23 protein-coding genes are annotated in these 25634 nt (G+C 60.5%); 9 read left to right on the top strand and 14 right to left on the bottom strand.

All coding sequences use genetic code 11. From position 1 onward, the window contains the following. Nucleotides 1-10: 10 nt before the first annotated feature. Nucleotides 11-916, top strand: coding sequence for an acylphosphatase (locus AC5RT3_RS00175; protein ID WP_494051179.1), 906 nt, complete (start codon nucleotides 11-13; stop codon nucleotides 914-916). Between the two features lie 100 nt (nucleotides 917-1016). Here AC5RT3_RS00175 and AC5RT3_RS00170 read toward each other — a convergent pair whose 3' ends face one another. After that, a complete protein-coding gene (locus tag AC5RT3_RS00170; protein ID WP_494010368.1) occupies nucleotides 1017-1124 on the bottom strand; it encodes a sugar transferase in 108 nt (35 codons plus the stop codon). Nucleotides 1125-1144: 20 nt separating this feature from the next. Between AC5RT3_RS00170 and AC5RT3_RS00165 the strand changes: the two genes are divergently transcribed. After that, on the top strand, nucleotides 1145-1744 hold the full coding sequence (locus tag AC5RT3_RS00165) for a YdcF family protein (protein WP_494010214.1): 600 nt from the start codon (nucleotides 1145-1147) through the stop codon (nucleotides 1742-1744). Nucleotides 1745-1791: 47 nt separating this feature from the next. On the opposite strand, the gene AC5RT3_RS00160 is transcribed toward AC5RT3_RS00165, so the two are convergent. Next, entirely contained in the window at nucleotides 1792-3393 is a 1602-nt protein-coding gene (locus AC5RT3_RS00160; protein WP_494123231.1) for a glucosamine inositolphosphorylceramide transferase family protein, read from the bottom strand. A 190-nt stretch (nucleotides 3394-3583) separates the two neighbouring features. Between AC5RT3_RS00160 and AC5RT3_RS00155 the strand changes: the two genes are divergently transcribed. After that, nucleotides 3584-4897, top strand: coding sequence for an O-antigen ligase family protein (locus AC5RT3_RS00155; RefSeq protein ID WP_494123230.1), 1314 nt, complete (start codon nucleotides 3584-3586; stop codon nucleotides 4895-4897). Between the two features lie 35 nt (nucleotides 4898-4932). Here AC5RT3_RS00155 and AC5RT3_RS00150 read toward each other — a convergent pair whose 3' ends face one another. The 8 genes from AC5RT3_RS00150 to AC5RT3_RS00115 all read right to left on the bottom strand — a co-directional run bounded on the left by AC5RT3_RS00150 (nucleotide 4933) and on the right by AC5RT3_RS00115 (nucleotide 15535). Continuing rightward, on the bottom strand, nucleotides 4933-6066 hold the full coding sequence (locus AC5RT3_RS00150; RefSeq protein WP_494123229.1) for a hypothetical protein: 1134 nt from the start codon (nucleotides 6064-6066) through the stop codon (nucleotides 4933-4935). A gap of 115 nt (nucleotides 6067-6181) precedes the next feature. Next, nucleotides 6182-6787: a YveK family protein gene (locus AC5RT3_RS00145; RefSeq protein ID WP_494010210.1), complete on the bottom strand. Its 606-nt coding sequence runs from the start codon at nucleotides 6785-6787 to the stop codon at nucleotides 6182-6184. Nucleotides 6788-7072: 285 nt separating this feature from the next. Further along, on the bottom strand, nucleotides 7073-8551 hold the full coding sequence (locus AC5RT3_RS00140; RefSeq protein ID WP_494123228.1) for a glycosyl hydrolase family 28-related protein: 1479 nt from the start codon (nucleotides 8549-8551) through the stop codon (nucleotides 7073-7075). A 319-nt stretch (nucleotides 8552-8870) separates the two neighbouring features. Continuing rightward, nucleotides 8871-9923 (bottom strand): glycosyltransferase, encoded by a 1053-nt coding sequence (locus AC5RT3_RS00135; protein ID WP_494123227.1) that lies wholly within the window; start codon nucleotides 9921-9923, stop codon nucleotides 8871-8873. Between the two features lie 101 nt (nucleotides 9924-10024). Next, nucleotides 10025-11311, bottom strand: a complete 1287-nt coding sequence (locus tag AC5RT3_RS00130; RefSeq protein WP_494123226.1) for a nucleotide sugar dehydrogenase — start codon at nucleotides 11309-11311, stop codon at nucleotides 10025-10027. 52 nt (nucleotides 11312-11363) lie between these two features. Continuing rightward, nucleotides 11364-13331, bottom strand: a complete 1968-nt coding sequence (asnB, locus tag AC5RT3_RS00125; RefSeq protein ID WP_494123225.1) for an asparagine synthase (glutamine-hydrolyzing) — start codon at nucleotides 13329-13331, stop codon at nucleotides 11364-11366. 48 nt (nucleotides 13332-13379) lie between these two features. Next, entirely contained in the window at nucleotides 13380-14537 is a 1158-nt protein-coding gene (locus tag AC5RT3_RS00120; protein ID WP_494123386.1) for a glycosyltransferase family 4 protein, read from the bottom strand. 59 nt (nucleotides 14538-14596) lie between these two features. Further along, the gene (locus AC5RT3_RS00115) at nucleotides 14597-15535 is read right to left on the bottom strand and encodes an NAD-dependent epimerase/dehydratase family protein (protein ID WP_494123224.1); all 939 of its coding nucleotides are present in this window, start codon (nucleotides 15533-15535) and stop codon (nucleotides 14597-14599) included. A gap of 544 nt (nucleotides 15536-16079) precedes the next feature. Between AC5RT3_RS00115 and AC5RT3_RS00110 the strand changes: the two genes are divergently transcribed. From AC5RT3_RS00110 to AC5RT3_RS00085, 6 genes are all read left to right on the top strand, one after another. After that, nucleotides 16080-16838, top strand: a complete 759-nt coding sequence (locus AC5RT3_RS00110) for a prolipoprotein diacylglyceryl transferase (RefSeq protein WP_494123223.1) — start codon at nucleotides 16080-16082, stop codon at nucleotides 16836-16838. Next, a complete protein-coding gene (locus AC5RT3_RS00105) occupies nucleotides 16835-17167 on the top strand; it encodes a hypothetical protein (protein ID WP_494010202.1) in 333 nt (110 codons plus the stop codon). Before AC5RT3_RS00110 ends, AC5RT3_RS00105 begins: the two co-directional genes overlap by 4 nt. Before the next feature lie 34 nt (nucleotides 17168-17201). Beyond that, nucleotides 17202-17561 carry a hypothetical protein gene (locus tag AC5RT3_RS00100; RefSeq protein ID WP_494010201.1) on the top strand — a complete coding sequence of 120 codons (360 nt, stop codon included), beginning with the start codon at nucleotides 17202-17204 and terminating at the stop codon, nucleotides 17559-17561. Further along, nucleotides 17558-19156: a radical SAM protein gene (locus AC5RT3_RS00095; RefSeq protein ID WP_494123222.1), complete on the top strand. Its 1599-nt coding sequence runs from the start codon at nucleotides 17558-17560 to the stop codon at nucleotides 19154-19156. Before AC5RT3_RS00100 ends, AC5RT3_RS00095 begins: the two co-directional genes overlap by 4 nt. 20 nt (nucleotides 19157-19176) lie before the next feature. Further along, nucleotides 19177-19551: a hypothetical protein gene (locus AC5RT3_RS00090; protein WP_494123221.1), complete on the top strand. Its 375-nt coding sequence runs from the start codon at nucleotides 19177-19179 to the stop codon at nucleotides 19549-19551. Between the two features lie 183 nt (nucleotides 19552-19734). Beyond that, a complete protein-coding gene (locus tag AC5RT3_RS00085; RefSeq protein ID WP_494123220.1) occupies nucleotides 19735-20463 on the top strand; it encodes a hemerythrin domain-containing protein in 729 nt (242 codons plus the stop codon). A 365-nt stretch (nucleotides 20464-20828) separates the two neighbouring features. Here the strand turns inward: AC5RT3_RS00085 and AC5RT3_RS00080 are convergent, their stop codons facing one another. The 4 genes from AC5RT3_RS00080 to AC5RT3_RS00065 all read right to left on the bottom strand — a co-directional run bounded on the left by AC5RT3_RS00080 (nucleotide 20829) and on the right by AC5RT3_RS00065 (nucleotide 25492). Continuing rightward, nucleotides 20829-22094, bottom strand: coding sequence for a beta-propeller fold lactonase family protein (locus AC5RT3_RS00080; protein ID WP_494123219.1), 1266 nt, complete (start codon nucleotides 22092-22094; stop codon nucleotides 20829-20831). Between the two features lie 196 nt (nucleotides 22095-22290). Continuing rightward, the gene (locus AC5RT3_RS00075) at nucleotides 22291-24273 is read right to left on the bottom strand and encodes an APC family permease (protein WP_494123218.1); all 1983 of its coding nucleotides are present in this window, start codon (nucleotides 24271-24273) and stop codon (nucleotides 22291-22293) included. A gap of 168 nt (nucleotides 24274-24441) precedes the next feature. Then, the gene (locus AC5RT3_RS00070; protein WP_494010195.1) at nucleotides 24442-25113 is read right to left on the bottom strand and encodes a response regulator; all 672 of its coding nucleotides are present in this window, start codon (nucleotides 25111-25113) and stop codon (nucleotides 24442-24444) included. Further along, complete coding sequence (locus AC5RT3_RS00065; protein WP_494123217.1) at nucleotides 25091-25492, bottom strand: sensor histidine kinase; 402 nt, start codon at nucleotides 25490-25492, stop codon at nucleotides 25091-25093. Before AC5RT3_RS00065 ends, AC5RT3_RS00070 begins: the two co-directional genes overlap by 23 nt. Nucleotides 25493-25634: the final 142 nt, after the last annotated feature.

Raw genomic sequence — 25634 nt, 5'->3', positions numbered from 1 at the left:
CAGTGCTGGCATGAGGCTCTTGTGGCCGATATACGAGCGGGCCGGAAGCGCATACCTGGCCGGCCGGGAAAGGGCCTCGGCCCTGGACCTGACCGAGCGCCTGCTGGCGGCAGGCTCGGCGGCAACCCTCGGATACTGGCCGCACCAAGGGGAGCCGGCCGCACAGGTGGCGGCTGAGGAGCGCTCCACCCTCAAGGCCCTCAGCCAACTGGGCGCCGTTGGAGATCGGGCTGATCTTTCACTGAAGGCCGCACGGCTTGGGTTCGACGCCGACGTCGTACGCCAACTGGCGAGGCTGGCCATGGAACAAAACACGCGGCTCGTCTTTGACTCGCATTCCCCCGCCGAAGCTGACCGTACCTTGGCGTTGGCCAGAGTATCTCGTAGTGAAGGGGCATTGACCGGGGTAGTCCTGCCCGCACGCTGGCAACGAAGTATCGACGACGCGGTCATGGCATCCGAATGCAATATCTCGGTGCGTGTAGTAAAGGGCCAGTGGCGGGACGATATCCCCGGCGGCAGGGTAGACACTGAGTCCGCGCTGCGCTCATGGTACTTACGCCTGATTGACCGGCTGGACGGGCTCAACGTGCGCACCGCTGTGGCTACCCACGATGTCGTCCTGCTAGAAAAAGCTCTCGCCCGCCCGACGGCCACGGGCGCGCCGCGAGAGGTGGAGCTGCTGCTCGGCCTACCCGTCCGGCGGGCACTGGAGGTGGCCCTACAAGCGGGCGCGGCGACCCGGTTCTACGTGAGTTTCGGCTACCCGGGACTGCCGTACCCCTTCCGGGCTGTCCTCATGCGCCCGAGGCTGGCCCGGCTGCTTGCCCAAGGAATCATTCTGGGGGGCCGCAACCAGGTAATCCAGCGCAACGCCGCCCTCCAACGAGACTCATCATCCGCTACGGCTCCTTGAAAGAAGCCAAAGGATGGCGTGTAAACGTACCTCCATGGATGGAGCAACATGGAGCTTTAGAGCAACGTGACCATTTGGATGCGGAGACTCCATGGCGCGCCTAATGGACGGGCAGGGCTGGCCGCGGACCGACACAACTCATATCTGCCCGGAGTACATTCACCAGTTGAGGAAGGACTTTAGGCGCGAACCCGGCAGGGGCATATATCCGTGCGTACTATTGCCACTATGGATTCCTCACTGACCGCAGGGGAAGGCCATCTCCCGTCAGGAAGAGCCCACGGTCGCCGAAGACACCGAGTTCGGAACAGCTTTATCGCCACCCTCGTGTGCTGCGACGTCTTCCTGGTCGCATGGGTAATTGCCGGGGCTTTCCTATTTGCAAATCCGGCAGTCGATCAAGCCACGGAATCGGACGCCGTCATAGTCTTGGCGCCAGCGGCTGGCACAGGCCGACTGGATTACGCGTTAGGTCTCATGTCCGAAGGCTACAGTGAGACACTCGTTGTTTCGGCGCCGGACGATGAGAGCAGCATCTGCGGAGCAGATCGGCCTTATAGAATCGTGTGCTTCAGCCCAGATCCAGTGACCACGCAAGGAGAAGCCAGGGCTATCCAGGAGTTGAGCGAAGAAAACGGGTGGAAGAAAATCACAGTTGTAACAGACGACTCCCACGTCACAAGGGCTCGGATCCTAATCGCAAGGTGTTACTCCCAAGAGCTCAACATGTCCGCTTCCAGGCGAGAGCTCTCACCCTCCGGCTGGGCCTTTCGGTTTCTCTACGAGAGCGCCGCACTCGTAACAGTTGTCCTCAATCCCTCGTGCTGAGCCCGTGACCTGACAGGCTGTAGGTTCCGTCAACGGCGTGCCGGATGCTAGTCTGCTGATTTCCGCTTCAACCGTGCCAGAAATCTTCTCACCCCGGCTAGCGGCGAGAAGCAATCCCGATACCAGTCGAAAACCATCCGGCCATTGTCAAAGTTGAGCGTGTGGGGTCCCTTCCGGTCCGGAAAGCGGATCTCACCGATCGGTGTCTCGCTATAATCGCGGTCGCTGAGCGCCGTCACTTCGAAGGCGAAGATGCCGTTGCCATAATCGCCGAGAAAGCTCTGGCCGAAACGGATCAAACGCTCGCCATCCCGCACCAAAGCCCCGGCCATGCGGGCGCCCCGCGGGCTGATTCGCAAAGGGCTCTTGGGGTGCGGCACGAACATGCCCCCGATATCGTCGGCCGACCAGAGGAGGAGACTGTTGGTTCCGACAGTCTCGGTATTGCCGAACAGGTAGATCCGACCGCCATGTTCCAGCAGCGTGGGATCGGCGACGCGGTGGCTTCCTTCGACCCGAATCTGGAACGCCTCGGTCATTCCGGAAGGGCTCATGCGATAGGCCTTCAGTTCCGACCATTGCGCGATTTCCGGGACGATCAGCTCTTCGCCGCCGGCTCGAAACCGTGCCGGATAGGAAAAATGGCCGCCGTCGGGCGATACCCGTCGATGCTGGTCGCCGGCGACCAGCACGATCTCGCCGAGCGCGTTCTTTCGGCTGAGCGCTTCCACCAGGATGCCCGGCGGATCCCGGATAAAGAAGGGATCCGCGTAGAAGAGATAGTTGCTGGGGATCGGAAGCGTCTGCCAGGTTGCCGCTTCCGGAAAGGCACTCGCCACCAATGCCGCTGCCGGTTTTGCGGACGCGTACGACACCTGCCAATGTTTTTCGAACATCGCGCCGTAGGCGGCGCGTCTGAGAAACGCGGCCGCCATTCCTGCCACGAACTTCAGCACCTGCCCGTTGGAGGGGAGGCGGTAATTTTTGCCCTGCGATGTCTTGGGCAGAGTTTCACCGGCAAGAGCGTTGGCGATGGCGGGATTGATGAGCAGCGGCGAATGGCGGTAGGCCTCGATCAGTGAGCGCCGGTAGGAATGCGGCTGGAGCTTGGTCTCGGCGAAGGCGACGACTTTGCCCGCATCAAGCTCATTGCTCAGCACCTGCAGGATCTGTCCCATCGTCTGCCGGCCGTGCAGCATCTCCCAGAAGCCCGCCGGACGGCCACGATATTCGTCCGGATCGCCATGGTGGTAGGACAGGATCGGCGTCCTCAGCCGATCCTTGGGGGGAACCGTGAGCAGGCCCATGCCGAGCTTTATGATCACGTCGAACCCCGAGGCATCGAGCTCGGCGATCAATTCGTCCGGAAGCTCCTGCCACGTGCCGCGATAGCGGGATTCGAACGCCTTCTCGTAAACGATGCGCTTGTTGCACCCACGCAGGGAGACCACCCGCGTCATCGGGTTTCGGATCGAGACCAGGTTCAGCAGGTACCAACCGAGGTGCTTCCACGGCCGCCGCTTCGGCTTCGTGTTGGTGCAGGAGAAGACCGCGATTTCCTCACAGCCTTCGAGCGCGTTAACAGCCTCCAGCCCAAATAGGGGAACGAGCGCGAAATCGGTGAGGACCGCGATCTTAAACTTCTGCATAACGCACCTACCCATTCCGCTATTTCGGCCTCGACTTCTAGAAGTCCGTTCAGCGCTTGAGCCTTACCTCATCGTGGAACGTTATCGGCGCTGGGAGGGACGAGGCCACCGCAGTGGCTACTCGAGTTTTGAACGTCCTATACCTGCACCAGGACAAGTAGCCAGTAAGACTGGTACCTATCATTGGTTCATGACCGAGAAGAAACCCGCCGGCGCGGCACTCATGCGGTTCGTAGCAGCGGCGTCTTTCGCATACATACTGTTGATGCCGGTGTCGCAGGGACTTCTGCTCGTAGGAGTTTTCGCCGTGATGGTCACAGCCGCGCTCATGACGAGCCTGGTTCAGCGGAAAATCCTGACCTTGCCCGTCATGGGGGTGGCGTTCTTCACTCTCCTGCTGGGGATTCTTGGGCTCCTGGTCGGGGCGGAAAATCCGGGTCTGGTCAATTCGGCCGGCGTGTATGTTATCGCCCCGATGGTCTACTTCGTAAGCATCGCTGCTCTCGGCCACTCCTCCCTCAAGGCACTCCTCACTACATGCGCAGTCATGACGGTGATAGCCGGCACCTACATTCTTGTGTATGTGGGCGGCGAGTTGGGCGTGACTCCGCAGGTCATCCCGGACATAGTCCTCGAACTTACCGGGGCAGGATTTGGTAGAACGGGCGACGCGACAGAGATCCGCTTTTACGGTCTTTCAACGCTCGTCGCCTCCGCGCCGATGTGGCTGGCATCACTCTTGGTAAAACGCGACGACTTGTTACCAAGGATGTCCCTGCGTGCGGCTGCAGCAACGGCTGGAATCGCGGGAGCCATGGTGGGTGGGCGCCGTGCAATCATCGTGGTCTTGGTGCTGATTCCTTTGGTTGCTTGGGTAGTGAAGCGCAGCACCATGCGCCGAGGTCCCCTGACTGTATCTCCCCTTAAAGCGCTGGGGGCGATGGCTGCGCTTATCGCCGTTATTTTTGCTTCGCCAGCCATACTTGCCCACCCGCTCGTAGCCAATACTTGGGGTGCGGTCGTATCCCTCTTCTCAGGCGAGTCGTCGGACGTAAGCACCAGCCAGACGGAACGCAACGAGCAAGCCGACCAGCTCTTGAGGGCATGGTCGCAGTCGCCTATCTGGGGACACGGTTTAGGGGCTGTCATCCCCGGCTACTCGCGAAGCGATACACAGCCTTGGCAGTTTGAGCTGCAGTATCACGTACTCCTTATGCAGACGGGCGTGATAGGTGTGCTCCTGGTCCTAACAATCGCCGTATTCGTGGTGGCCGCGATCCGAAGGGCGGCCAGCCTCCGCCCGGATATGCTCCCCACGCTGACTGTCACTCTCTGCGCTGGCATTGCAATGCTCATCGCCAACGCCTCAAATCCCTACCTCCAGGCACCCGCACATCTGTGGGCAATTTTCCTGCCCCTCGCAGTCATAAACGTCATGCTCCGCGACCCTGCTTCTCGAGACGTCGAAAAGACCCTCCTGCCCCAACCTTCGACCTTGAAATAAGGCACCGCCTGCCACGTACCGGAGCTACCGCAGATTTAGTTAGGCGCCAACATGAGCGACACCCACGTAGTTGAAGAAACCAAGGTGGCTCCGACGAATCCCCAGATCGCACCCGGCAACCCAAAGAGCGCTGCGCCGAGTAATGGACACCCGACAACGAGGACGGTTTGAACAAATCGGCCAGCACGAATTCTCTTAGCGGGCGAGTGCGCCCTGTTCAGCAAGTAGTAGAAATGGCCCAAAAAATTGCTAAAGACAAAAATTGAACAGGGCACGGCAAACGCGGTCAGCGCCTCAAGTGTTCCTTGGACCAGATCAAAGCGGTCCAGTGACAGAAGTACGACGAAACAGGCAATCGACATCACCAGCCCAGACCCGACGACTCCCAGCAGCAATTTCAGTCCAGTCCGACGAGCGTCCGCCATATGTGCCAGGAGTGGCCTAATCGGTTCGAGGACAAGCTGCACGGGTGACGCGACGCTGGAAACGCCGCGATAAATTCCAAATCCTTGAGCGCTCAAGCCGGGCAGTAGCAGCAGTGGACCGATGATCGCTCCACAATCCATGAGAAGTGAATCCGACAACAGCATACGGATCGTGCCCCACCTAAGCCTGCACCACCCCAAAAGTGCCCTGAACGGATTCGATAAGAGAGGGGGTGAGATACTGATGCTTGCTATGCCGGCGATAAGCCAAGCAACAGAGTGCGACGTCAGGTTGATTACCCCGATCGCCATAGCGCCAAATAATGGCGCCAGGAAAAATAGGAGGTTGCAAACCTCTGCCCAAAGCACCGACGCAGCACCGAACGTGAGCGACCGGAAAAAGCGCGCACCGAGGCGATAAACCCCCAGCGCTATGGCGCCGGAAGCCGACAGTGCAGAGAGAACGTCCGGATATATAAACAAGGACACGCCAAGCGCGGTAACAGCAACGAGAGACGAAAAGCCAACAAGAACCGACGAAAATTCCGCCCAAGTAATGCGGTCCCCTACTGCCCGCAGGAAAGTATCGCAAACGACGGACAGGCAGACCGACCAGCCAAACGCGAAAACTGCGTAGAGGAACGCAAATACCCCGAACTCGTGGACCGGGAGCAGCAAAAGCGCCGCCACTGTTGGCGCAATACTTGACAAGGCGCCGAGGCCAGCAGACAGAAGTACCTGCACCCTAACTGCCAATACCCACCTTCTCAGCCGATCTCAAACTCGTTTGAACCTTGACGTGGTTGGTACCACTCCGGCAACCAGGATCGCAAGGATGTCTTTGACGGCCCGCTCCGCATCAGCTTGGTTTCAAGTTCCTGCCATCAAGCACCTCGCGAAAAAATACATAGCCAAGTCCGAAAAGAAGTCCCAAAAGAACCCCCAGGACAAGATTGACGGGCACGTTCGGCGATGACGGGGAACTGGGGGCCGTGGCTTCCTCAAAAACGTTGAGGCTCACAAAGCTCACGTCTTCGACTGCATACACACCCGTGATAACTTGCTTCACCGAAGTATTCGCAATCCTGACAGCCTGTTGGGGGTCCGGGTCGGTGGCAGTTACCTCAATAAGGACAGTACCTGCAGGCGAAGTGGCCGAGACTCTGCCTTCGAGTGATTTCGCTCCTCCGGTCAGGTTTAGTTCCCGGGCAACTGCCTCGAGCACCCTGTCGCTCGTTGCCAGGCTCACGTATGACTTGATCCGCGCTTCTGCAAATGCATTGCCCTGATACAGTTCAGACGCCGAAGTCCCTGCCTTTACGGTAACAAAAATTTGGCTCTTGGCTTCGTATAACGGGGTTTGCAAGAACGTGTATGCCGAGGCCAGCCCCAACCCAATGAGGGTGAAGGCTACAATTGCTAACCAGCGTAGCCGTATGACACGTAGGTAGTCTCTCAACTCCATTAGTTTCCCAGCCCTGTCCGCTACGAAGGCAGCTTATGTCAACCAACCCCTGAGACGCTCGCCACGCCCATTTCCCATTGAAGCATGCCACGTTGCCGTAACAACAGTGACAGCCGATCTCGTCGCAGGGACACCTATTTGCCTGTCAACATACACCACAAGTATTAGAAGAAAACGGAGATGCAAAAGCCATCGACAGGCTTTCGGCTGAAAGTGCTGTGGTGACAAACGACGTCCGTGTTTTCAAGGCGGAATCACAATTTCTATACCATCGACGTGCCCTAGCTAGGTACCGGGACCTGGCCCATCAATCGGGAAACCGATGTTTCCAACGAAACTGTTCGTTGATGGAGTGGTAGTGCCAGCGCCAAAGCTTACGAGCCGGCTAACGTTCCTGCCGACGTTGTTCCGCACAATCAGCGCCGAGGTGGGGCCGGTGCCGGCAACCAGGATGAATGCGTTTTGCGCCGCCCCTTTTTTTGTCACGCTGTTGTCATCTATAGTAACGCGGTCGCCCACATTGAAGTTGATGACATAACCGGGAGTTGTGCCACACTCCACAAAGACGTTGTTCGAGATGTTGATGTCTTTTACCGTGCTGGTGTTGTCGTAGCCCATTAGGACAATTTCGCCGGGCCACGAGTGAAAGCTGTTCCCATCGATCCGGACGCCCCGCAAGCCTTCTATGACGAACGCGGGGCCAGTGTTGGCCGCGTCGGGGGCGCTGATTATGTTGTCGCGGACGTTGATATCGATGTAGGGGTCACTGTCCGCAGCGGCGTGGTTGTGCCAAAGAAAGTAGAACGCCGCAGCCTTCGAACCTGAAAAAGTGTTCCCCGCAATTTCCCAGCGCTTCGATGTGAAAGTCGGCGGCACCAGCGAAGCGCCCACATCTGCCATGTAGCCGCCGCAGTCCCTGAAAGTGTTGTTGACGATTCGGATGTCGTTGCAGATTGCGGTGGTGTCGAATGCGTTCGGTTCCACGTCGACAGCACCGGGCATGTTTGGGCTTGTAAGCCGCGTGAAGGTGTTTCCCTCGATGAGGACGTCCTCACCGGCAATGACAGTTACACCGTTCCGTCCGGCGTAGTTCACGCCGTCGAACAGGTTGTTAAGGATGCGCACGTTGCGGTTACGAACCCCGGTGTCCGTTCCGCCAACGGCAGTGCGGGCGATGTTGATAGCGTCGCCCTGCATATTGAGGAACTGACAATTGCTCACAACAAGTCCATCGACGGCGGACATGTGCAAGAGTGCCTGATTCTCGCTAAGCGTCCCGGCACCCTTGAACACGAGATCCCTGAAGGTAATGCTGCTGTCATTCACAGACGGGTTGGCGGTCAGGTTCCAACCGATCAGTGGATCCACCGCGCCAGCGCCCGCGCGGTTGTACAGCAAGGTTGAGGCCCCTCGGACGCCTCGGAAAGTGACGTTTGACTTTCCCGTACCCACAATCCTGCGGCACAGGTAAGTTCCGGGGGGAAAGTAGACGGTAGAGCCAGGACCAGCGGCGTTCAGAGCAGCCTGAATCGATTCCGTGTCGTCGATCGCTCCGCCGCCTGTGGCGCCGTAGTCCTTGACGTTGAGGACGAGTTCACCCCCGCCCACGGGCCCGTCATCAGCGTCGTCGCCGGTCAGGGAACCATTGAGTTGGGCGGCAAGGCCAGCCACGGAGACGACGGCGAGGGCGGCGGCTCCGGCAAGGACTATGCGGCGGGGAAGCTTTGACGAGGGATCGGGTTCTGAAGTGCTGTGGGGACGCATCCTATTCTCCTTTGGAATAACACACAGGGGGAACGCGGCTGCAAAGGACATACCTGGCAATGGGATGGCGCTTCAAGCCTTGCCCCCGGCGTGTGGAGGATGTCCGGGATACGAAGATAGGTCCCTTGTCATGCTTCATTATCGAGTATGGCTAATGCTTGCGCACCCCTAAGCTGATGCTTGCGCACCCCTAACTTGAGATGCTTGCCTGAGTTGCCAGCCGGGTAGGCCACAAGACGCTGCTCGCCCTCCGGGGGAAGATGTTATTCGCGCTGATCAGGAGCCCGCCTTGGTTTTCGCCGAGGTGCCCTTGAAGCGGCTAAATGCCCGTCGAGCTCCGCCAGACTTCCGACCAGCGATCAAAACTGTACTCCTTGCTGATAACGTCCCGCGCGCGCCGCCCCAACTGTGCCCGGTCCGCATCCGAGGACGCTATGAGGTCTCGGAGAGACCGCTCCCATTCCTGTCTGGTAGTCGCGCAATGCCCCCCCGTGGCTTCCAAAACTGTGCGGTTCGCTCCCACCGGACTTGCAACGGCCGGCAGGCCTGCCGCCCCGTACTGAAGCAGCTTGTACGCGCATTTACCTCGCGAATATAAAGAGTTATCCAGCGGCATAATGCCTATGTCCGCTTGCGCCAGGACAGAGCCGAAGGTCTGCGACGACCAGTTGACCCGTTCCACAATTTGATCCAGTTCACCAAGCGACCTAGCTCCTGCACTGACTACGCGAAGGCGTATGCTCCGTTCCTTATGGATCGCCAGTAGGGGCTGAGTTAGCTGCTGCAAGTAGCGCTCGGTTGCCGGTGTTCCCATCCACACCAAGGTCGGGACTTCCGCCAATGCATAGTCAGATTTCGGAACATAGTCTGCCGGATTCACACAACTCGGAATAACGACGACATCATTGCGAAGCTTCGCTGCATGTTCAGCTAAATATTCGTTGCCAGCGATAACCACGTCGGCTGATCTCATAGCAGCAGACCACACCTTGGCTTTGCTCCAAAGTCTCTTAAGCCCACGCGGGTTAGTGTCAAAGACCGCGTCGTCAAAGTCATAAATACTACGACTTGCACCCGACAACAGAGCAAATTCGAGTCTTCCGTTGCTGAATGGCGATGCCTCCCGACTCATGAATAGGGTCGACTTCGATACTTCCCTGGCGAGACGCCGCAAATCCGACTCGGCACGGAGCAGTTTTGGCAGCCCGCGCACAATCGTTCTCAACCCGTTTTCGCTGCCACCCAAGTAATCGTGATGAACCGCACTAATATCTAGGAATTCCAACCAGTCATGGATTCGAACTCTTGCACTACTACCGGTGACCCCGTAAGTGGTAACAGTAACGAGAGGGTTTTCTTCTCTTATTGCCAAGGGACTTTCCCCTCATATTGCGTAGGCGCGGAATGAATGGCGCATGCTCGCCGGAGCGACGTTGATTTCCCTGTCGCATAACGCGTGAATCCCGTCGGCATTCACAATGTCTCGATGTGATCGGCAAATAGCTTGTTCTTGGTATCGAGCACAGGAAGACAAGGAGAGGCTAACAACGCTAAGTCAAGATCATCGTGATCAGTAACGAGGACAGCGATGTCTGCCGTTGAGATCACAGCCTCATCCAGGGTCGCTCTCGTGACTCCTGGGGGCCAGCGGTGAGCCTCGATGTGGTCATCCACAGCGATGAGGCGGGCACCCGCGTCCAAAAGAAGCTCGATGAGGCGGAGCGAAGGGGCCTCGCGAATGTCGCCGGTATTCTTCTTGTAAGCCAATCCAAGGAGCAGAATAGTGGACCCAGAAATGGAGCGCTGTTCCCTATTAAGCATCAGCATCAGTCGCTGGACTACGTAGTCCGGCATATGGTCATTGACGTCATTGGCAAGTTCGACAAATCGAAAGTTCTGTCCCAGTTTGCGGCGGACCTGCCAGGATAAATAGCTGGGGTCCACCGGCAGGCAATGTCCACCAACGCCAGGACCGGGAGTGAACTTCATAAATCCGAACGGCTTTGACGACGCTGCTTCGATGGACTCCCATATGTTCACGCCGAGCTGGTGCGCGTAAATGGCCAGCTCGTTTACCAAGGCAATGTTTACGTGCCTGAAGGTGTTTTCCAGAAGCTTTGTCAGCTCGGCTTCTTTTGTACCGCTGACGGGCACCGTCTGATTGACGAGCCTTCCATAGAAAGCCTCTACTCTTTTCAAGGATTCGGCATTGATGCCGGAAACCACCTTTGGCGTTTCGACGAAGCCCCAGACTTTATTGCCCGGATCGATCCGTTCCGGGCTATAGCCGACGTAGAAGTCTTTCCCTGCTTTCAGACCAGAGCCCTCCTCCAATATCGGCACGAGAAGCTCCTCCGTCGTGCCTGGATACGTCGTGGACTCGAGAACTACTGTGGCACCTGCCCTTACGTGAACGCCCAATGAACGCGCAGATTCCTCAATGAATGTCAAGTCTGGGAGCCTCTCACGCAGAGGCGTAGGAACACTGATCACCGCAACGTCAAAGTCTGCAGCGTCGCGATAGCTCGTAGTTGCCAGATAACGGCCCGACGTGAGTGCTGCATGCAAGGTTTCTTGATCGATATCATCCACGTACGATCTACCCGCCAGCAACTCATCGATTCGGCGCTTGTCAATGTCCACACCGACGACGTCGTAACCCACTTCCGCCGCCCGGATGGCCACAGGCAAACCTACGTAGCCCTGACCGACGATAACGACTTTTTCCTGCTCGTGAGACATCGGCGAGTTTCCCTTCATTTCTGAATTATCGGCGCATCAGCGGTGGTTGCAACATTTTCTGGAGTGCACTCTAGTGGCTGGTCAATTCCTGCTCTTCCAGCCAGGCCTGAAACATGAGGATGGTCCACAACTGGTGCTGGCGGTTGCGCTTGCCGCCGAGGTGGTCCGACCACATTCCCCTGACTATCTCGGGGCGAAAGTATCCTTCCCGTCGCAGTCGTTCCTCGTTCAGCAGGAGCTCGGCCCAGTCGCGAAGAGGGCCCCTGAGCCAGCGGTCAAGGGGAAAATCAAACCCCATCTTGGGACGTTCTATAAGGCTTTTAGGGACATGCCGGTAAAGCACCTGCCGGAGCAACCATTTTCCTTCTCCCGCTCTCACTTTCTTATCCAAGGGCATACGCCAGGCAAGCTCAATAACTGACGGGTCCAACATTGGCACCCGCGATTCGAGGCTGACAGCCATGGCCGCCCGATCGACTTTCACCAGAATGTCGTCAGTCAAATAAGTCAGGGTGTCCATCGCCATCATCCACTCCACGAAGCCTGAGGTTTCAGGCCATTGCCGTGGATCGGTCATTATCGTCGGCGGCTCGACACCCCCAAGAACCACGCTAGCGGGATCATCCCAGTGGCTGGTGAGCTGGCGGTAGAAGTTGGTCTCACTGGCGGTATCCAGCACTCCGGCTAACTTGTGGGCTTTATCGCCCGGGGCGTTCAGATGCAGCCGTTTGGGCAGTACCTTGCTGGAGGTTTCAAAAAGGGAGTCCCACGCGTGGGGCGGCACCGCCATAAGCCCCGCGGCAGCAACCCGCCGGAGTGGCGCAGGGAATTTGGCGACCCTGGACCAGACCGCGCGAGCATCCAGATAACGGTTGTAACCGCCGAACACTTCGTCCCCGCCGTCGCCAGTTAGCGCCACCTTCACTTCCTTGCTGGCAAGCCTGCTGACCAAGAACGTCGGAATTTGTGAGCTGTCGGCGAATGGTTCGCAGTACATGGTAGGCAGGGCCGGGATAACGTTCAGCCCATCCGCCGGCTGCAAAATGAGCTCCGTGTGGTCGGTTCCCAAATGCCGGGCCACGGCCTTGGCATGTGCGGATTCGTCGTAGTGCGAGCTGGACGAGCCGATGGTGAATGTTTTGACGGGCTGCGACGCTGAGGCCTGCATGAGCGCAACAACCGTGCTGCTATCCACTCCTCCGCTCAAAAACGCTCCCAGGGCCACGTCGGCCACCATCTGCCGACGCACGCTGGCCCCCAGAACGCGTTCTAAAGCGTCCACTGCCTCGGCGTCACTGCCAGCGAATGGCTCAAGCTGGCCCTGATCGACAGGTTCCCTCAACTGCCAGTATGGAACCGGTTCGGGCGACAACCCCCCATTCAGAGCGGCCCGCGTCAAAGTAAAATAATGGCCTGGGCGAAGCTTATGTACGCCCTTGAAAATTGAATGGGGAGCAGGGATGCAGTCATGCCGAAGCAGGAGGCATAAGGAGTCTCGACTAACCTCGTTTTCGAAAGCGGGGTGAGCCTTTAGCGCCTTCAACTCTGAACCAAAAAGAAATGCCCCTCTTTGCCAACCGAAGTAGAGAGGTTTCTCCCCGAATCGATCGCGTGCCAGCGTTAAAGCACCGTTTGCTCTGTCCCAGAGGGCGAGGGCGAACATGCCCTCGCAGGCCTTTAGTGTCCGCTCAATTCCCCAAGCGGCAAAGCACTCGAGAATCGTTTCCGTGTCCGAGTGGCCTCGCCAAGCAATAGGCTTCTGTGCGTCCAAGGCGGTGCGCAAATCAGCATGGTTATAGATCTCGCCGTTGAACACTATTACGAAGTCTCCATCAGCCGAGACCATGGGTTGGGCGCCTGCGTCGCTCAGATCCAGAATGGACAGCCTTTGGTGCCCCAGAGCTACGCCGACCTCCTCATCCACCCAGACTCCGCTATCGTCCGGCCCGCGGTGACGAATTCGCGCGATCATTGCTGCCGCAACGTCAGCACGCGGTTGGACTGGGTATCTTTCGTAAAATCCGCTGATTCCGCACATCGCTGCCCTAACTCTGCCTGTCCGTATTCTAGATTGCGACCGGAGCCTTCACTTGTAGCGCGCCTGAGTGATGCTCACAACCTCGGATTTTGGTGGCTGGTGCAGCGACTGGGTATAAAAATCCTCCAGAAGGCCCCAGACAAGTGGCCGCCTATAAAGGTCGTGCGCCCTTTGCCTGGCGGCTTCTCCCATCCTTGTCCTTAAACCAGGATCTTCGATGAGCATGGCCAGGCCCTCAGCCAGTGCTGAAGCCGAGTCCACTTTGGTTACAAACCCTGTCTCGCCGTCCACGACTGAATCGATCGCCCCGGTTGCGTCGGTTGTTACTGTCGGGATGCCCGTGGCTGCAGCTTCTAACACCACGTTAGGAAATCCTTCCCTGCGGGTCGGTAAACATAAGAGATCCATTAGGCGGTAGTAGGGTGCGGTGTCGCGTACGTAGCCCGATTGAACTGGGGACCGACCGCTACGCTCTAGCTCTATTAGGACGGCGGGTGCGGCGGAATCATCGATTCCTCCCACGACCAACAACTGGTGGTCTATCCCTTTGTTATGCAATATATCTCGGGCCTTGGCTAACTGCGCCAGGCCCTTGTCCACGCTCAACCGGCCGACAAAACCTATAACTGGGACGTCGGGGTCCAATCCGAGTTCGACAGCAAGACGATCTCTGTCCTCGCTGCCACGGGGATCGGTATTACGTTGCACCGGTTGATAGTGAAGTAGATCCACGCCGTTGGAGCTCCCAGCACCTAGGACCACGATTTTCCCCGAGCGGACCAGGCCTAGTCCGACGGCCCTGGCACACAAACTCGGGCTCACGGCGACGGCCTTGTGCGCCGTGGCGAACGCCAGTTTCTCCAGGATCATGAGAAGCCTTAATTTGACACCAGTAGCAGTTTCCAAATGGAGTCCACGCAGCAGGTAGACACGGGTTGGGACCCGAGTCAGCCAGCCTGCAATTCCGCCGAGGAAACCGGCCTTCGGCGTCCCCACAGAGGTAATGTCAGGCCTGAGACGCAGCAAAAGAAAGACCCACTGGGATACGGCTACGAGGTCAGAAAGTGGTGACGGCTTCCGTGCCATCGAGATGCGATGAGTGGTTACGCCTGGTGCGTCGTCCAACTCGTCCAAAAGCGGGCCTGGCGAGCAAACAACATGGACGTCCCAACCATGGCTGGCGAGATACTGCGGGAAACCCTCCATGAGTTTGAGGGACATGTCGGCCGTGATTCCAAGCACTATCCTGCGTTTACGCGGCGCCACTAGCTCACCTGCTTACCCTGAAACCACGCGATGGTCTGGGCGAGTCCCTCATCCAGGTCCACTGGAGTAATTGACGGAAAGAGTTCCCTGACTCGCAACCCGTCAGACTGTGAGGCGCGGACATCACCGGCTCTTGACTCAACGTGTTGCACGTCAATCCTGCGGCCCAGGGCTGCTTCGATTCGTCCAATTAAATCCAGGAGCGTGGTGTTCGTTCCAAAGGCAAGGTTGACCGGATCCAGGGAGCAGATGCCTCGCCGGAAGGCGTCGTAAATGGTCGCGCATACCGTCTTGACATAGGTGAAGTCCCGGGACTGCAGCCCGTCCCCGTGCACAGTGACCGGCTGGCCGTTGATCGCTGCGTCCAGGAAGCGCGGTATGACTGCCGCATAGTCGTGGTCCGCAGGCTGCCTTGGCCCGAAGACATTGAAGAAACGGAACGCCAGGGTCCGCATCCCATAGGAGTGGCCGTAGGCGATCGTGTAGCCCTCGGTTGCCTGCTTACTCACTGCGTAGGGGCTCATGGGCCGGGTCCAGTCGAACTCGGACTTGGGGAGCGCTTTATTGCTGCCATACACCGAACTTGAGGACGCCACAATTACGTGGGCAGTCCGCATTTCTCGAGCGGCTTCGAGTACGTTGAGGGTGCCGGTGGCGTTCGCGTCATGACTGGGCCGGGGCGCACCGATGGAACGTGGGACACTTCCAATCGCCGCCAGATGAATGACGGCGTCGACTCCGCTCACGAGCTCACGGAGCAGCTCGTAGTCAAGGATGGATCCTTTCGTAAAGGCAACATCGAGGCCATGAAGGTTCTCGATTCTGCCGGTACTTAAATCATCAATGACCCGCAGCTCGATATCAGGGTTTTCATGATTGAAGTAGGCCACGAGATTAGAACCAATGAAGCCTGCTCCGCCGGTTATTAGAACCTTCAACAAAACTCCTCAGAAGATCACGTCGCCGTCTCGTTCTGGCCGAAAGGTTGCCGTGATCGTACCTCCGCGCTAGCAGGGAAACAATGAATCCAGGCAGACCTTGATCCGAAATTGTTTTGCGGGGAATTTTCCGGTTTCGTGGTCATTAGGTGAGCGAGTGCGGGGGCACGTAGGCGATATGTACGACGGCGGCGCGCCCCGCCGTCGTAATTCCTCCTAGTCACCTCAAGGCGAAGATAGTTCCGGGCTGTTGGCTGACGTGAACCAGCCGGTCTCGGTGGTGTCAATGAATGGAGCGTGGCTGCCGCGGCCCCGTCGCGGATGGCGCTGCTCGCGGCGCGCAGCGTCTCAGCCAGCGGCTGGGCGCGACGGCCCGAGCACCACCACTTGAATGCCAAGCCAGAACCTGCGGGCCGACTCGATCGTCCGCGTTATGGCATTCCCGTCTCCCGGCAATTTCACCCGGACACAACTGCCCGGCGTTCTTCCTGTTCCGGTCGAAGTCGCAGGGGCGGGCAGGAAGGGTCGCTGTTACACTCTGCTCATGATCGGGCTTCCCTTCGCGGGAGACGGGCTGGTGCACGCCGGCTTATTGGGGCTGGGCATCCTTGCAGCCCTGCTGTTCTACGCTTACGAGAAGCGCCGCAGGGGCCTTACCGATCCCCGGCTGTGGCCGATTGCAGGTTTCGCCATCGCCTTCGGTGCCATCGGCTCCAGATTGCTGACCTGGGATTTTTCCCGGCAGATGTCCCTAGTTGACTGGTGGGGCAACGGCGACCGCAGCATCCTGGCCGGACTGGTCGGCGCATGGTTCGGCGTCCATCTGGCCAAGCGGATGACAGGTTACCGCGACTCCACCGGGGATCTGCTTGCGCCCGCTGTCGCCTTGGCCTTGATCATCGGGCGCGTCGGGTGCCTCCTCACCGAATTGCCTGGCACCCCCACCGGGGGGACGTGGGGAATTGTTCTCACGCCCGCGCAGGCTGCAATGTTGGGTGGAGTTCCCGGGGCGGGACTCCACCCCTCCTTTGCCTATGAAATCGTGTTCCACGCGGCCGCGTTCGGGTTGATGTGGCGTTACCGGGACCGCCTGCCCCGGTCCGGCGACCTCTTCATCTGCTACGTAACCTCCTACGCCCTCTTCCGCTTCGGCGTCGAATTTGTCCGCGGCAACGAGGTGCTCTGGCTGGGGATGAGCCGCCCCCAGTGGTTCCTCCTGGTGATCCTCCCCCTGCTGCTCTGGCGGATGCTGCGGGTATTCGGGAAACCCCTCCGCCCGAAGTTGGAGGAAAGAGCAGCATGAGTGAGGACTATCCGCCGCGCCAGGAAAGGGAGGAGGAGGATGAGGAGGATCCCCCCGAACCAGGTCTGGGCCCCATGGGGTTGGGAATCCTGGTGGGGGCTACTGCCCTTTATCTCTTCTATTTCTTTGCGCTCTCCTCCATGCATTTCCTCGCCGGGCCCGCAGCATTGATTCCGATCGGCGTCTATCTGTTGGTAGCGGCTGTTCTCGCGGTCCGGCCGCGCACCTCCCGGCTGGGTACGGGGCTGCTGATTGGCCTGGGGATCTTCACCCTGCTCGGCGGCGGGATCTGCGTCGGACTCCTCGCGCAGATGAGGCCCCTGACATGAAACCACTCCGCCCGATGTTTAAGGAGCGAGCATCATGACCGATGACAATTCCAAAGAACCCTGGAGCCCCCCGCCATCGCGCCAAGAAAAGGAGCCCCAGGAACCAAGACGCGGCTCCATGATGCTTGGAATCCTGCTCGGAGCTGCTGGTCTCTATGTCCTCTATTTCGGGACAACAGCTGGTATCGCTCCGGACGAAGGCTATAAAACTCCTCTCGCCGGGCCGGCAGCGCTGATACCAATCGGGGTGTATCTGGCGGTAGCCGGTGGTCTGGCAATCTGGACACGCACGTCCCGGTTGGGCGCGGGGCTGTTGATTGGCCTGGGGGTCTTCATACTGGTCGGGGGCGGGATCTGCGTCATGGCCCTCTCGCAGATGAGTAGCCGGATATGAACCCGTTCACATCCCGGCAGCCGTTGCCGGGCCCCGGCCAGCCTCTTCGCGGGGACCGCATCCACCGCTATGTCACAGCCTTCTGTCCCCGCTGCCACGAGGCGAACCCCCCGCTTGCGCAGGTCCGGCGCCTCTCCGGCGCGCTGCTGATCCGCGACGGGCGGGTCTGGCTTGAACGCGGCTGCCCGGACCACGGACTCATCAGCACGTTGTACGACGAGTCCCCCGAAATTCTGCGCTACCTGGAGAGATGGCAGGCCCCTACCAAGCAACACGTCCCGGACCAGGCCGGCAATTACCGCCAGGTCCCGGAGGCGTATTCATACGGGCTTCCCGCCATGCAGACGCAGCACACGTGCATCCTCCTGCAGGACATCATCGAGCACTGCAACCTGCGCTGCCCCACTTGCTTCACCGCTTCCGGCCCCCAACTGCAGGGAGTTGCGCCGCTCAGTGAGGTGCTGGCTAATATCGACACCCGGCTTGCCCGCGAGAACGGGCGGCTGGATGTGCTGATGCTCTCCGGCGGCGAGCCCACGCTCTACCCGCATCTGGCCGAACTTCTGGATGAGCTCGTCGCCCGGCCGATCGTCCGGATCATGGTGAACAGCAACGGCATGCTCATTGCCACCGACGAGGACCTGCTCGCACTGCTGGCCAGGCACCGGGACCGGGTGGAGGTGTACCTCCAATACGACGGCCCGTCCAGAGCAGCATCCATCCACCACCGCGGCGGAGACCTGACCCGCTTCAAAGACCTGGCCATCGCTCGCCTGTCCGAGGCCGGCGTGTTCACCACCCTGACCATGACGGCGGCCCTCGGCGTCAACGACGGAGAGGTCGGCGCCGTCGTCATGCGGGCTCTGGAAACCCCGTTCGTAGGCGGGGTTGCGCTGCAGCCGGTGTTCGGTTCAGGGCGCGGCCATGGCATCGACCCTTTGGACCGGCTCACCCACACAGGCGTCCTGGACAGGCTCGCGGAGCAAACGAACGGGGTGGTCTCGTGGCACGACCTGACGGCACTCCCCTGCTCTCATCCGCACTGCGCCTCGGTGGGTTACATGCTGAAGGACGACGCCGGGGTCTGGCGTTCACTGACAGCCCTCATCGGGCACGACCAGCTGCTCGCCTGGCTGGAACTCAACCCCGACACCATCGCCAACCGGATCGCCGACAGTGCCATCCCGCTCGAGCTGCGAAACCTCATGAAGACCTCCCTCCTGGACCTTCTCAGCGAGCAGTCCTCCCTATCCCACCCGCGGACAATGGATCTTTGGAAGAACATCTGCACCCAATGCGACCTCGGCATCGGCACCCTGACCACGCTGGCCGCCGGCAAGCTTCCAGGGCAGCAGCAGCGCCTGCGCCGGCTCCTGGGCGAACGGATCACCCGGATCATGGTGAAGCCCTTCATGGACATCTCCACCATGATCGAGGAACGGCTCACCCAATGCTGCATCCACGTGGGCACCAAGAGCGACGCCGGCGATCACCAGTGCGCCCCGTTCTGCGCTGTCCAGGCCTGGCCGGCCCTGGCCAGGCAACGGATGAGCACAGCCACGGGCACCCGACTCCTCCCGGTCCGCCAGGTCTGAGCCAGGAATAAGGGGAAATGATGAGTTCCGCTTCTGACGCCCGGCGCCTTGCCGCGGGGCCACCGCCGTCACATCTGGTGCGCGCCAGGCTTGCGGCCCGGCAGGGTCACCGGCCAGAGCCCGACGCCGGTCCGCAGTCACCGCCGGCCTTCGATCCATTGCGGCTCTGCATCTTCGCCACCATCGCCCTGCTGGGCTGGGCAGCCGGCCCGGTGGCACTGGCCGTGTTCGCCGCCGTCGGATTCGCAGGCTACTGGAAAGCCCGTCGGCGGGGCCTGACGAAGTCAAAGTGCTACCTCCGGGATACGAGGCTGGTCCTGGCCTACCTGGGCGCCCTCCTGGCAGCAGGGCTATGGGGAATGTATTCGCTGGCCGCCCAACTACTCGGCTCTTAACGCCTTCGCCGATCCGTTTCGCCGCTGCCAAAGGGACCCCTCTGGCACCACTATAAAAGTAGTGACAGCTCACTACAGAAGTAGTAATCTGGCTCCCTGGCCACAATCTAATCCGGACCCGGCCCGGAAACCGCCGTGCCGGCGTCCAGTCGGGTATCGCCAGATTTTCCAATGGAGCCAGCCATGACTGATTTCTTCACCATGCGTCCCGGCGAAACCGCGGCACCCCTGCCGCCGGGGCCGGTCCTGTCTACCGGGTCAACCGGTATCCAGCGGGTCCACCGCTTCCTGCTCTGGGCCTATGACGAGGCGCCCGGCCTGGTGCGTTCCGCCAACCCCGGCGACACTGCCCGCGCCGCCTACGTGGGAAAAATGCTGGGTAACTTCCACACGGTGCTCCTTGTCCACCAGGAGGGCCAGGACCTGCTGATGTACCCGCAGCTGGCCGAGCGGGCACCGGCGAGGACACCGCACATAGAGGAGATGCTCAGCCACCACAGACAGATCCGGGACCACGTGAAGGCCATCGAACCCGTCCTTGAACGCTGGATGCAGACGGCGGACGCAGAAAGCAGGGCGGAACTCGCGCAGCGCTACGAAGACCTGCAGCCCGTCCTCAAGGAGCACCTGCGTCGCGAGGTCACGGAAGTGATGCCCGTCGTGGACCGGGTGATGACCGAGGAGGAACTGATGGCAGTACCCAAGCATGGGGTCCGGCAGTACGACAAGAAGTTCCTGGTCTCCTTCCTCGGCCTGGTCCTGGCCACGAATCCGCCGGAAGACCGGCGGAGAATCTTCTTCGACGAGATGCCCGCACCGGTGCGCTTCGCTTACCGGCTGTTCGGACGCAGGATGTACCGCAAGCAGTACGCGGCGCTCTTCCCCGGCCGTCCCGTCCCGGAGACGTTCTAGCTGGCGGAGCACCAACGGGCATCAGGCTTTCGCCAGCACCATCGGCTGGTAGTAGCCGCTGACCTGGGGCGGGTCAACGGGAACTTAGGTGAGCTGATTGCGACGGCCCTGCTGCTAAGTCTGAGACTGTTCACCCACTAGGTCTTCACGGTGCTCGGCGCAGTGCACGTCAGGAACTATCCCGCCTCTTTCCTCATCCTTGAGGTAGTGCGTGAAGTGGTTAGTTGTCCTTCCGCAGACACTGCAGAAGGTTTGGTGCTGTTTGGTCCACACGTGACTTGTCCTTGTGCTTCACGAACCGCGCGTCATGTTGCGCGCATGTTCTGCCCTGATATTTGGCGGTGCTGCTTGTCCCCGGTTTCGGTTCAGCGGACCTTCGCCTTGGTCACGGTGATTGTGATGGGGCCGGTGACCGTATCGGGGCTGACACCGTTGGTTGCGGTCACACTGAACGTGAACCTGCCGGCCTTGGTCGGTGTTCCGGCCAGGACTCCCGTGGCGGCGTCCAGGGTTAAGCCTGCGGGCAGTGCACCAGAGGAAACCTGGAAGGTCGGGGCAGGGACACCTGTTGCGGCAAACGTGTAGCTGTAGGGGGCACGCGTGGTCGCCTTTGTCGGCGGTGTCGCCGCGATGAACACCGACGCTGCTGCATTCACGGTGATGACCGACACCGTATTGGAGGACGTGTTTACGACATAGAATCTCGACCCGTCGGGGGCGACCGCAATACCAGTGGGAGACGCCCCAACCGGGATCTCAGAGGTCACAACGCGCGACTCCACGTCGATGACCGACACCGTGTTGGAACCGGAGTTGGTGACGTTGGCCGTCAACCCGTCCGGGGCGATCGCAACACTGTCCGGGGCCCACCCGACCGTGATGGTCGCGACCTCATCTTCGGTTGCCACGTCGATGACCGACACCGTGTCACTTTCGTTGTTGGCGACGTAGGCCTTGGACCCGTCCGGGGTGATCGCAATGCTGCCAGGAGACGCGCCGACCGGGATGGTGGAGATCCACATGTTCGTGGCCACATCGATGACCGACACCATGTTGGAATCCTGCCCGTTGGTGACGTAGGCCTTCGCTCCGTCCGGGGTGAACGCAATGGAGCCCGGAAGCGGCCCGACCAGGATCGAAGAGGTCATCCTGCTCGTGCCCACATCAATGACCGACACCGTGTCAGTACTGGCGCTGCTGACGTAGGCCGTCGACCCGTCGGGGGTGAACGCGACGGTGGTCGGAGACTCTCCGACGGGGATCGACGAGGTCATCATGTCGGAGGCCACATCGATGACCGACACGGTGTCGGAACTGACGCTGGTGACGTAGGCCGTCGATCCGTCCGGGGTGAACGCAACACCAATCGGAAGCGGCCCGACCTGGATCGTGGAGGTCACCGTGCCCGAGGCTACAGCGATGACCGACACCGTGTTGGATTCCCAGTTGGCGACGTAGGCTTTGGACCCGTCCGGAGTGAACGCAACGTTGCTTGGGCTCGACCCGACCGGGATCGTGGAGGTCACCAGGTTTGCAGCGGTGGCGGGGATATTGCCGACCAGCGTGAGCGCCGCGATGATTGTGACGACGACGGCCGCACGCCACCGAGACCCTGTAGTTATTAGCTGCATCAGATTTCCCCTTATAACGGCGGGCCGAAACAGACGGCGTAAGCCGGAGTTTATAGACCCGGCGAACTCACGGTCACCGTTGGCCGGTACCTGTCTTTTGCGCTGGAGCTACCTGTTGAGGTGGGCGGTTTCAGCAGAAGGCTGGGTCAGACGGTCTAGCCGATGATGGGGCGTTCTTCAGGGAGGCGGTATCCGTTCATCCCACGTGGATACCGGGCCGACGATCCGGATCCGGTTCGTTCTTGCGGATGATTTCCCGGACCACCGGGGCGGTGTCACCCCGGCCCAGGAGCAGGTAGCGCATCAGGTGGACGAGGGGGTTTCCTTCCGACCACTCGAAGTAGGCGTGCGGCCTGACACCGGTGGCGTCCCGCAGCGCCAGGAGGATCGCGGCGATAGCGTTCGGGGCGGCCGGGCTATGGGCCCGGAGCACCCGGTGGCCCCCCACTTCCATGCCATGTACTTCGAGGGTGTCGCTGAATTCGGAGGGGTCGGTGATGTCCACTTCGAGGAAGATGACGTCGGCGGTTCCGGGCACAGGATTCATCTTGCGCTGGGCGGCTTCCTTTCCCGCGTATTCTGCTGCAGTGCCGGATTCCGGGCGGTGGGCGATGAGGTTTATCCGGCCGTCGAAATCCAGGGTGTCGCTAATAAACCGGCGGGCCGCGGCATCCAACTCGATACGGTCAACGCGCAGTTCGGTGGTGCGGCTGACGCGGGAGACAAGGGAGACGGCGATGATGCCGAGGATGAAGAAGGCGGAGATGGTGATGCCGTCCGGTTTGGCCACCACGTTGGCTGCCAGGGCGTAGAGCATCACCAGCGTCAGGACCGTGAAGGCAATGGCAGCGGCGCGTTGCTTACGGCGGATGGCGGAGATGGTGACGGCGGTTGCACCGGAGACCATCATGGCCAGGATGCCGGTGGCGTAGGCGCCGGCCTGGGCGTTGACGTCGGCGTTGAAGCCGATGGTGATCAGGATGCTGATGGCCGTGTATACGAGCACCACCGGGCGGACGGCGCGGGACCAGTCTGGAGCCATCCCGTAGGACGGCAGGTAGCGGGGGACGATGTTGATGAGTCCGGCCATGGCGGAGGCTCCGGCGAACCAGAGGATCAAAATGGAGCTGACGTCGTAAACGGATCCGAAGCCGTTGCCGAGGTGCTCGTGGGCCAGGTAGGCCAAGGCCCTGCCGTTCGCTTCACCGCCTGCCTGGAACTCCTCGGCGGGGATCAGCACGGTGGTGACGAAGCTGCTGCCCAGCAGGTACACGCTCATGATCACGGCCGCCGTCGTCAAAAGCTTACGGGTGTTTTTGACCCTGCTGGCCAGCTTTTCCTCGGGTGTGGCTCCTCGGGCCGACACAAGGGGCATCATGCTGACGCCGGTTTCAAAACCCGACAGGCCCAGGACCAGCAGGGGAAAAGCCATCAACGCAGGCCCAATGACCCCGCTCAAACCGCCGCCGGACGACGTGAGCGCGTCGGTCCAACCGGTGAGCGCAGCGGGTGTGGCGAGGATTTCCGCGATACCCGTGCCGATGATGATGGCGTTCATGCCGAGGAAGACGGCGACGAGGGGGATGGCGATGGCCACCGCTTCCGAGAACCCAAGCAGGAACACCGCGCCCAGGATCAGGAGCAGGACAACGGTGATTGCCACCGCCTGCCCTTCCAGGAAGGGCGGCAGGTAAGGGTTTTCGAGCAGGTGCACTGTCGCGTCAGCCGCTGAGAGGGTGATGGTGATGATCCACGACGTCGCGACGAACCCGAGCAGGACCAGCACGAAGATCTTTCCACGCCAGAATGGCAGGAGCCGTTCCAGCATCGCCACGGAACCCTGCCCGTGCGGGCTTTCCTTGGCTACGCGCCGGTACATGGGCAGCATCCCGAGCAGCGTCAGAGCCACGATCAGCAGCGTGGCCAGCGGGGACAGCGCCCCTGCCGCCAGGGCTGCAATGCCGGGCAGGTAGGACAGGGTGGAGAAGTAGTCCACCCCGGTCAGGCACATGACTTTCCACCAGCTCTGCCGGGACGCGTGGGCGTCCGGGGTTTCCGGACCGACGGGCTGGTTGACCCGGTGTTCGAGCAGCCACCGAACCAGCGGGCTGCCTGGTGCCGATTTTTGTTCAGGGTTGGGAACTGTGGCGGGGATGGAGAACCGGGTGGAAGCCGTCAAGGACGTGTCTTTCTATACTGCCTGGGACGGGTGCAAACAGCCCCCGTTTCAGGCGCGAAGCTGTGCTGATAACCACCGGAGCGTAGCACCGGGCTCATCCCGTATCCGGGGCGTTTCCACGGATTTTAATGCTTTCTTAACGCCCCCAGCAGGTCTTTCGGGCGGCAGCTATTCCCGGAAGCGGTATCCCAGTCCGGCCTCAGTCAGCAGGTGCCGCGGATTCGCCGGATCGGCTTCGAGCTTGCGCCGCAACTGTGCGAGGTAGACCCGCAAGTAGCCGGTTTCCTCGGCGTAGGCCGGTCCCCAGACCTGCCGGAGGATCTCCTCGTGCGTGATCAGGGCGCCGCTGTTCCTGACCAGCAGCTCCAGGATGTTCCACTCCGTGGGGGTCAGCCGGACAGGAACTCCGCGGCGCGTCACCTGCTTGGCGGGGAGATCGACTGTGAAGCCTTCGGTTTCGATGACCGGGACATCACCGGAAGATCCCCTTCTCAGGGCAGCCCGGAGACGGGCCAGGAGTTCGTCCATCCCGAAGGGCTTGGTGACGTAATCGTCAGCACCCGCGTCCAGTGCCTGGATCTTGTCATCGGAGCCGTGCCGGGCGGACAGGACCACGATAGGGACGTCGTTCCAGCGCCGGAGCCTGCGGATCACCTCAACCCCGTCCAGGTCAGGAAGTCCCAAGTCCAGGATGATGACGTCCACCGGATGCTGTGCTGCCCGGTCCAGAGCCTCTTTCCCGGTCAACGCGGTCACCGTCGAGTAGCCCCGGGCCGTCAGATTGATCTGGAGGGCACGAAGGATCTGAACCTCATCGTCAACGATCAGAACGGTGGCCACGCTGTCCTTTCATGCCGGATGAGGGCGCTACGCCCGTGGAGAGCGGCAACCGGACCACCATCGTCAGGCCCCCGCCAGGAGTGGGCTCGGCCAGCAGGACCCCGCCCATGGCCTCGGTGAACCCTTTCGCCACGGCAAGACCAAGACCAATCCCCGTTCCGGCCGTCGTGTCATCAGCGCGCTGGAAGGGGCGGAACATTGCCAGGACCTCATCAGCGGGGATGCCCGCGCCACGATCGACGACAGTAAGTTCGCTGGCAGGAACATCCCCAATTCTTGCACTGCCGGCACCGCCAACAGTTCCGGAAATCACCACATCCGACTCGGGGGCATACTTCAGGGCGTTTTCCACCAGGTTGGCGATAACCCTTTCCAGCATCCCCGGGTCGGCATCGACCGGGGGCATGTTGTCCGGCAACAGAACGCGGAGCCCGCGCGGAGTCCATGCCGCGGAGCGCTTCACCTACGGCGTCTGCCCAATAAACGGGACGGATCAGGGGTGCGACCGAGTCAGCCGTGAT

Source organism: Arthrobacter sp. Y3221159, from assembly GCF_059089885.1.
The sequence above is the reverse complement of the archived record's forward strand: the minus strand, read 5'-3'. Positions and strand labels throughout refer to the sequence as shown.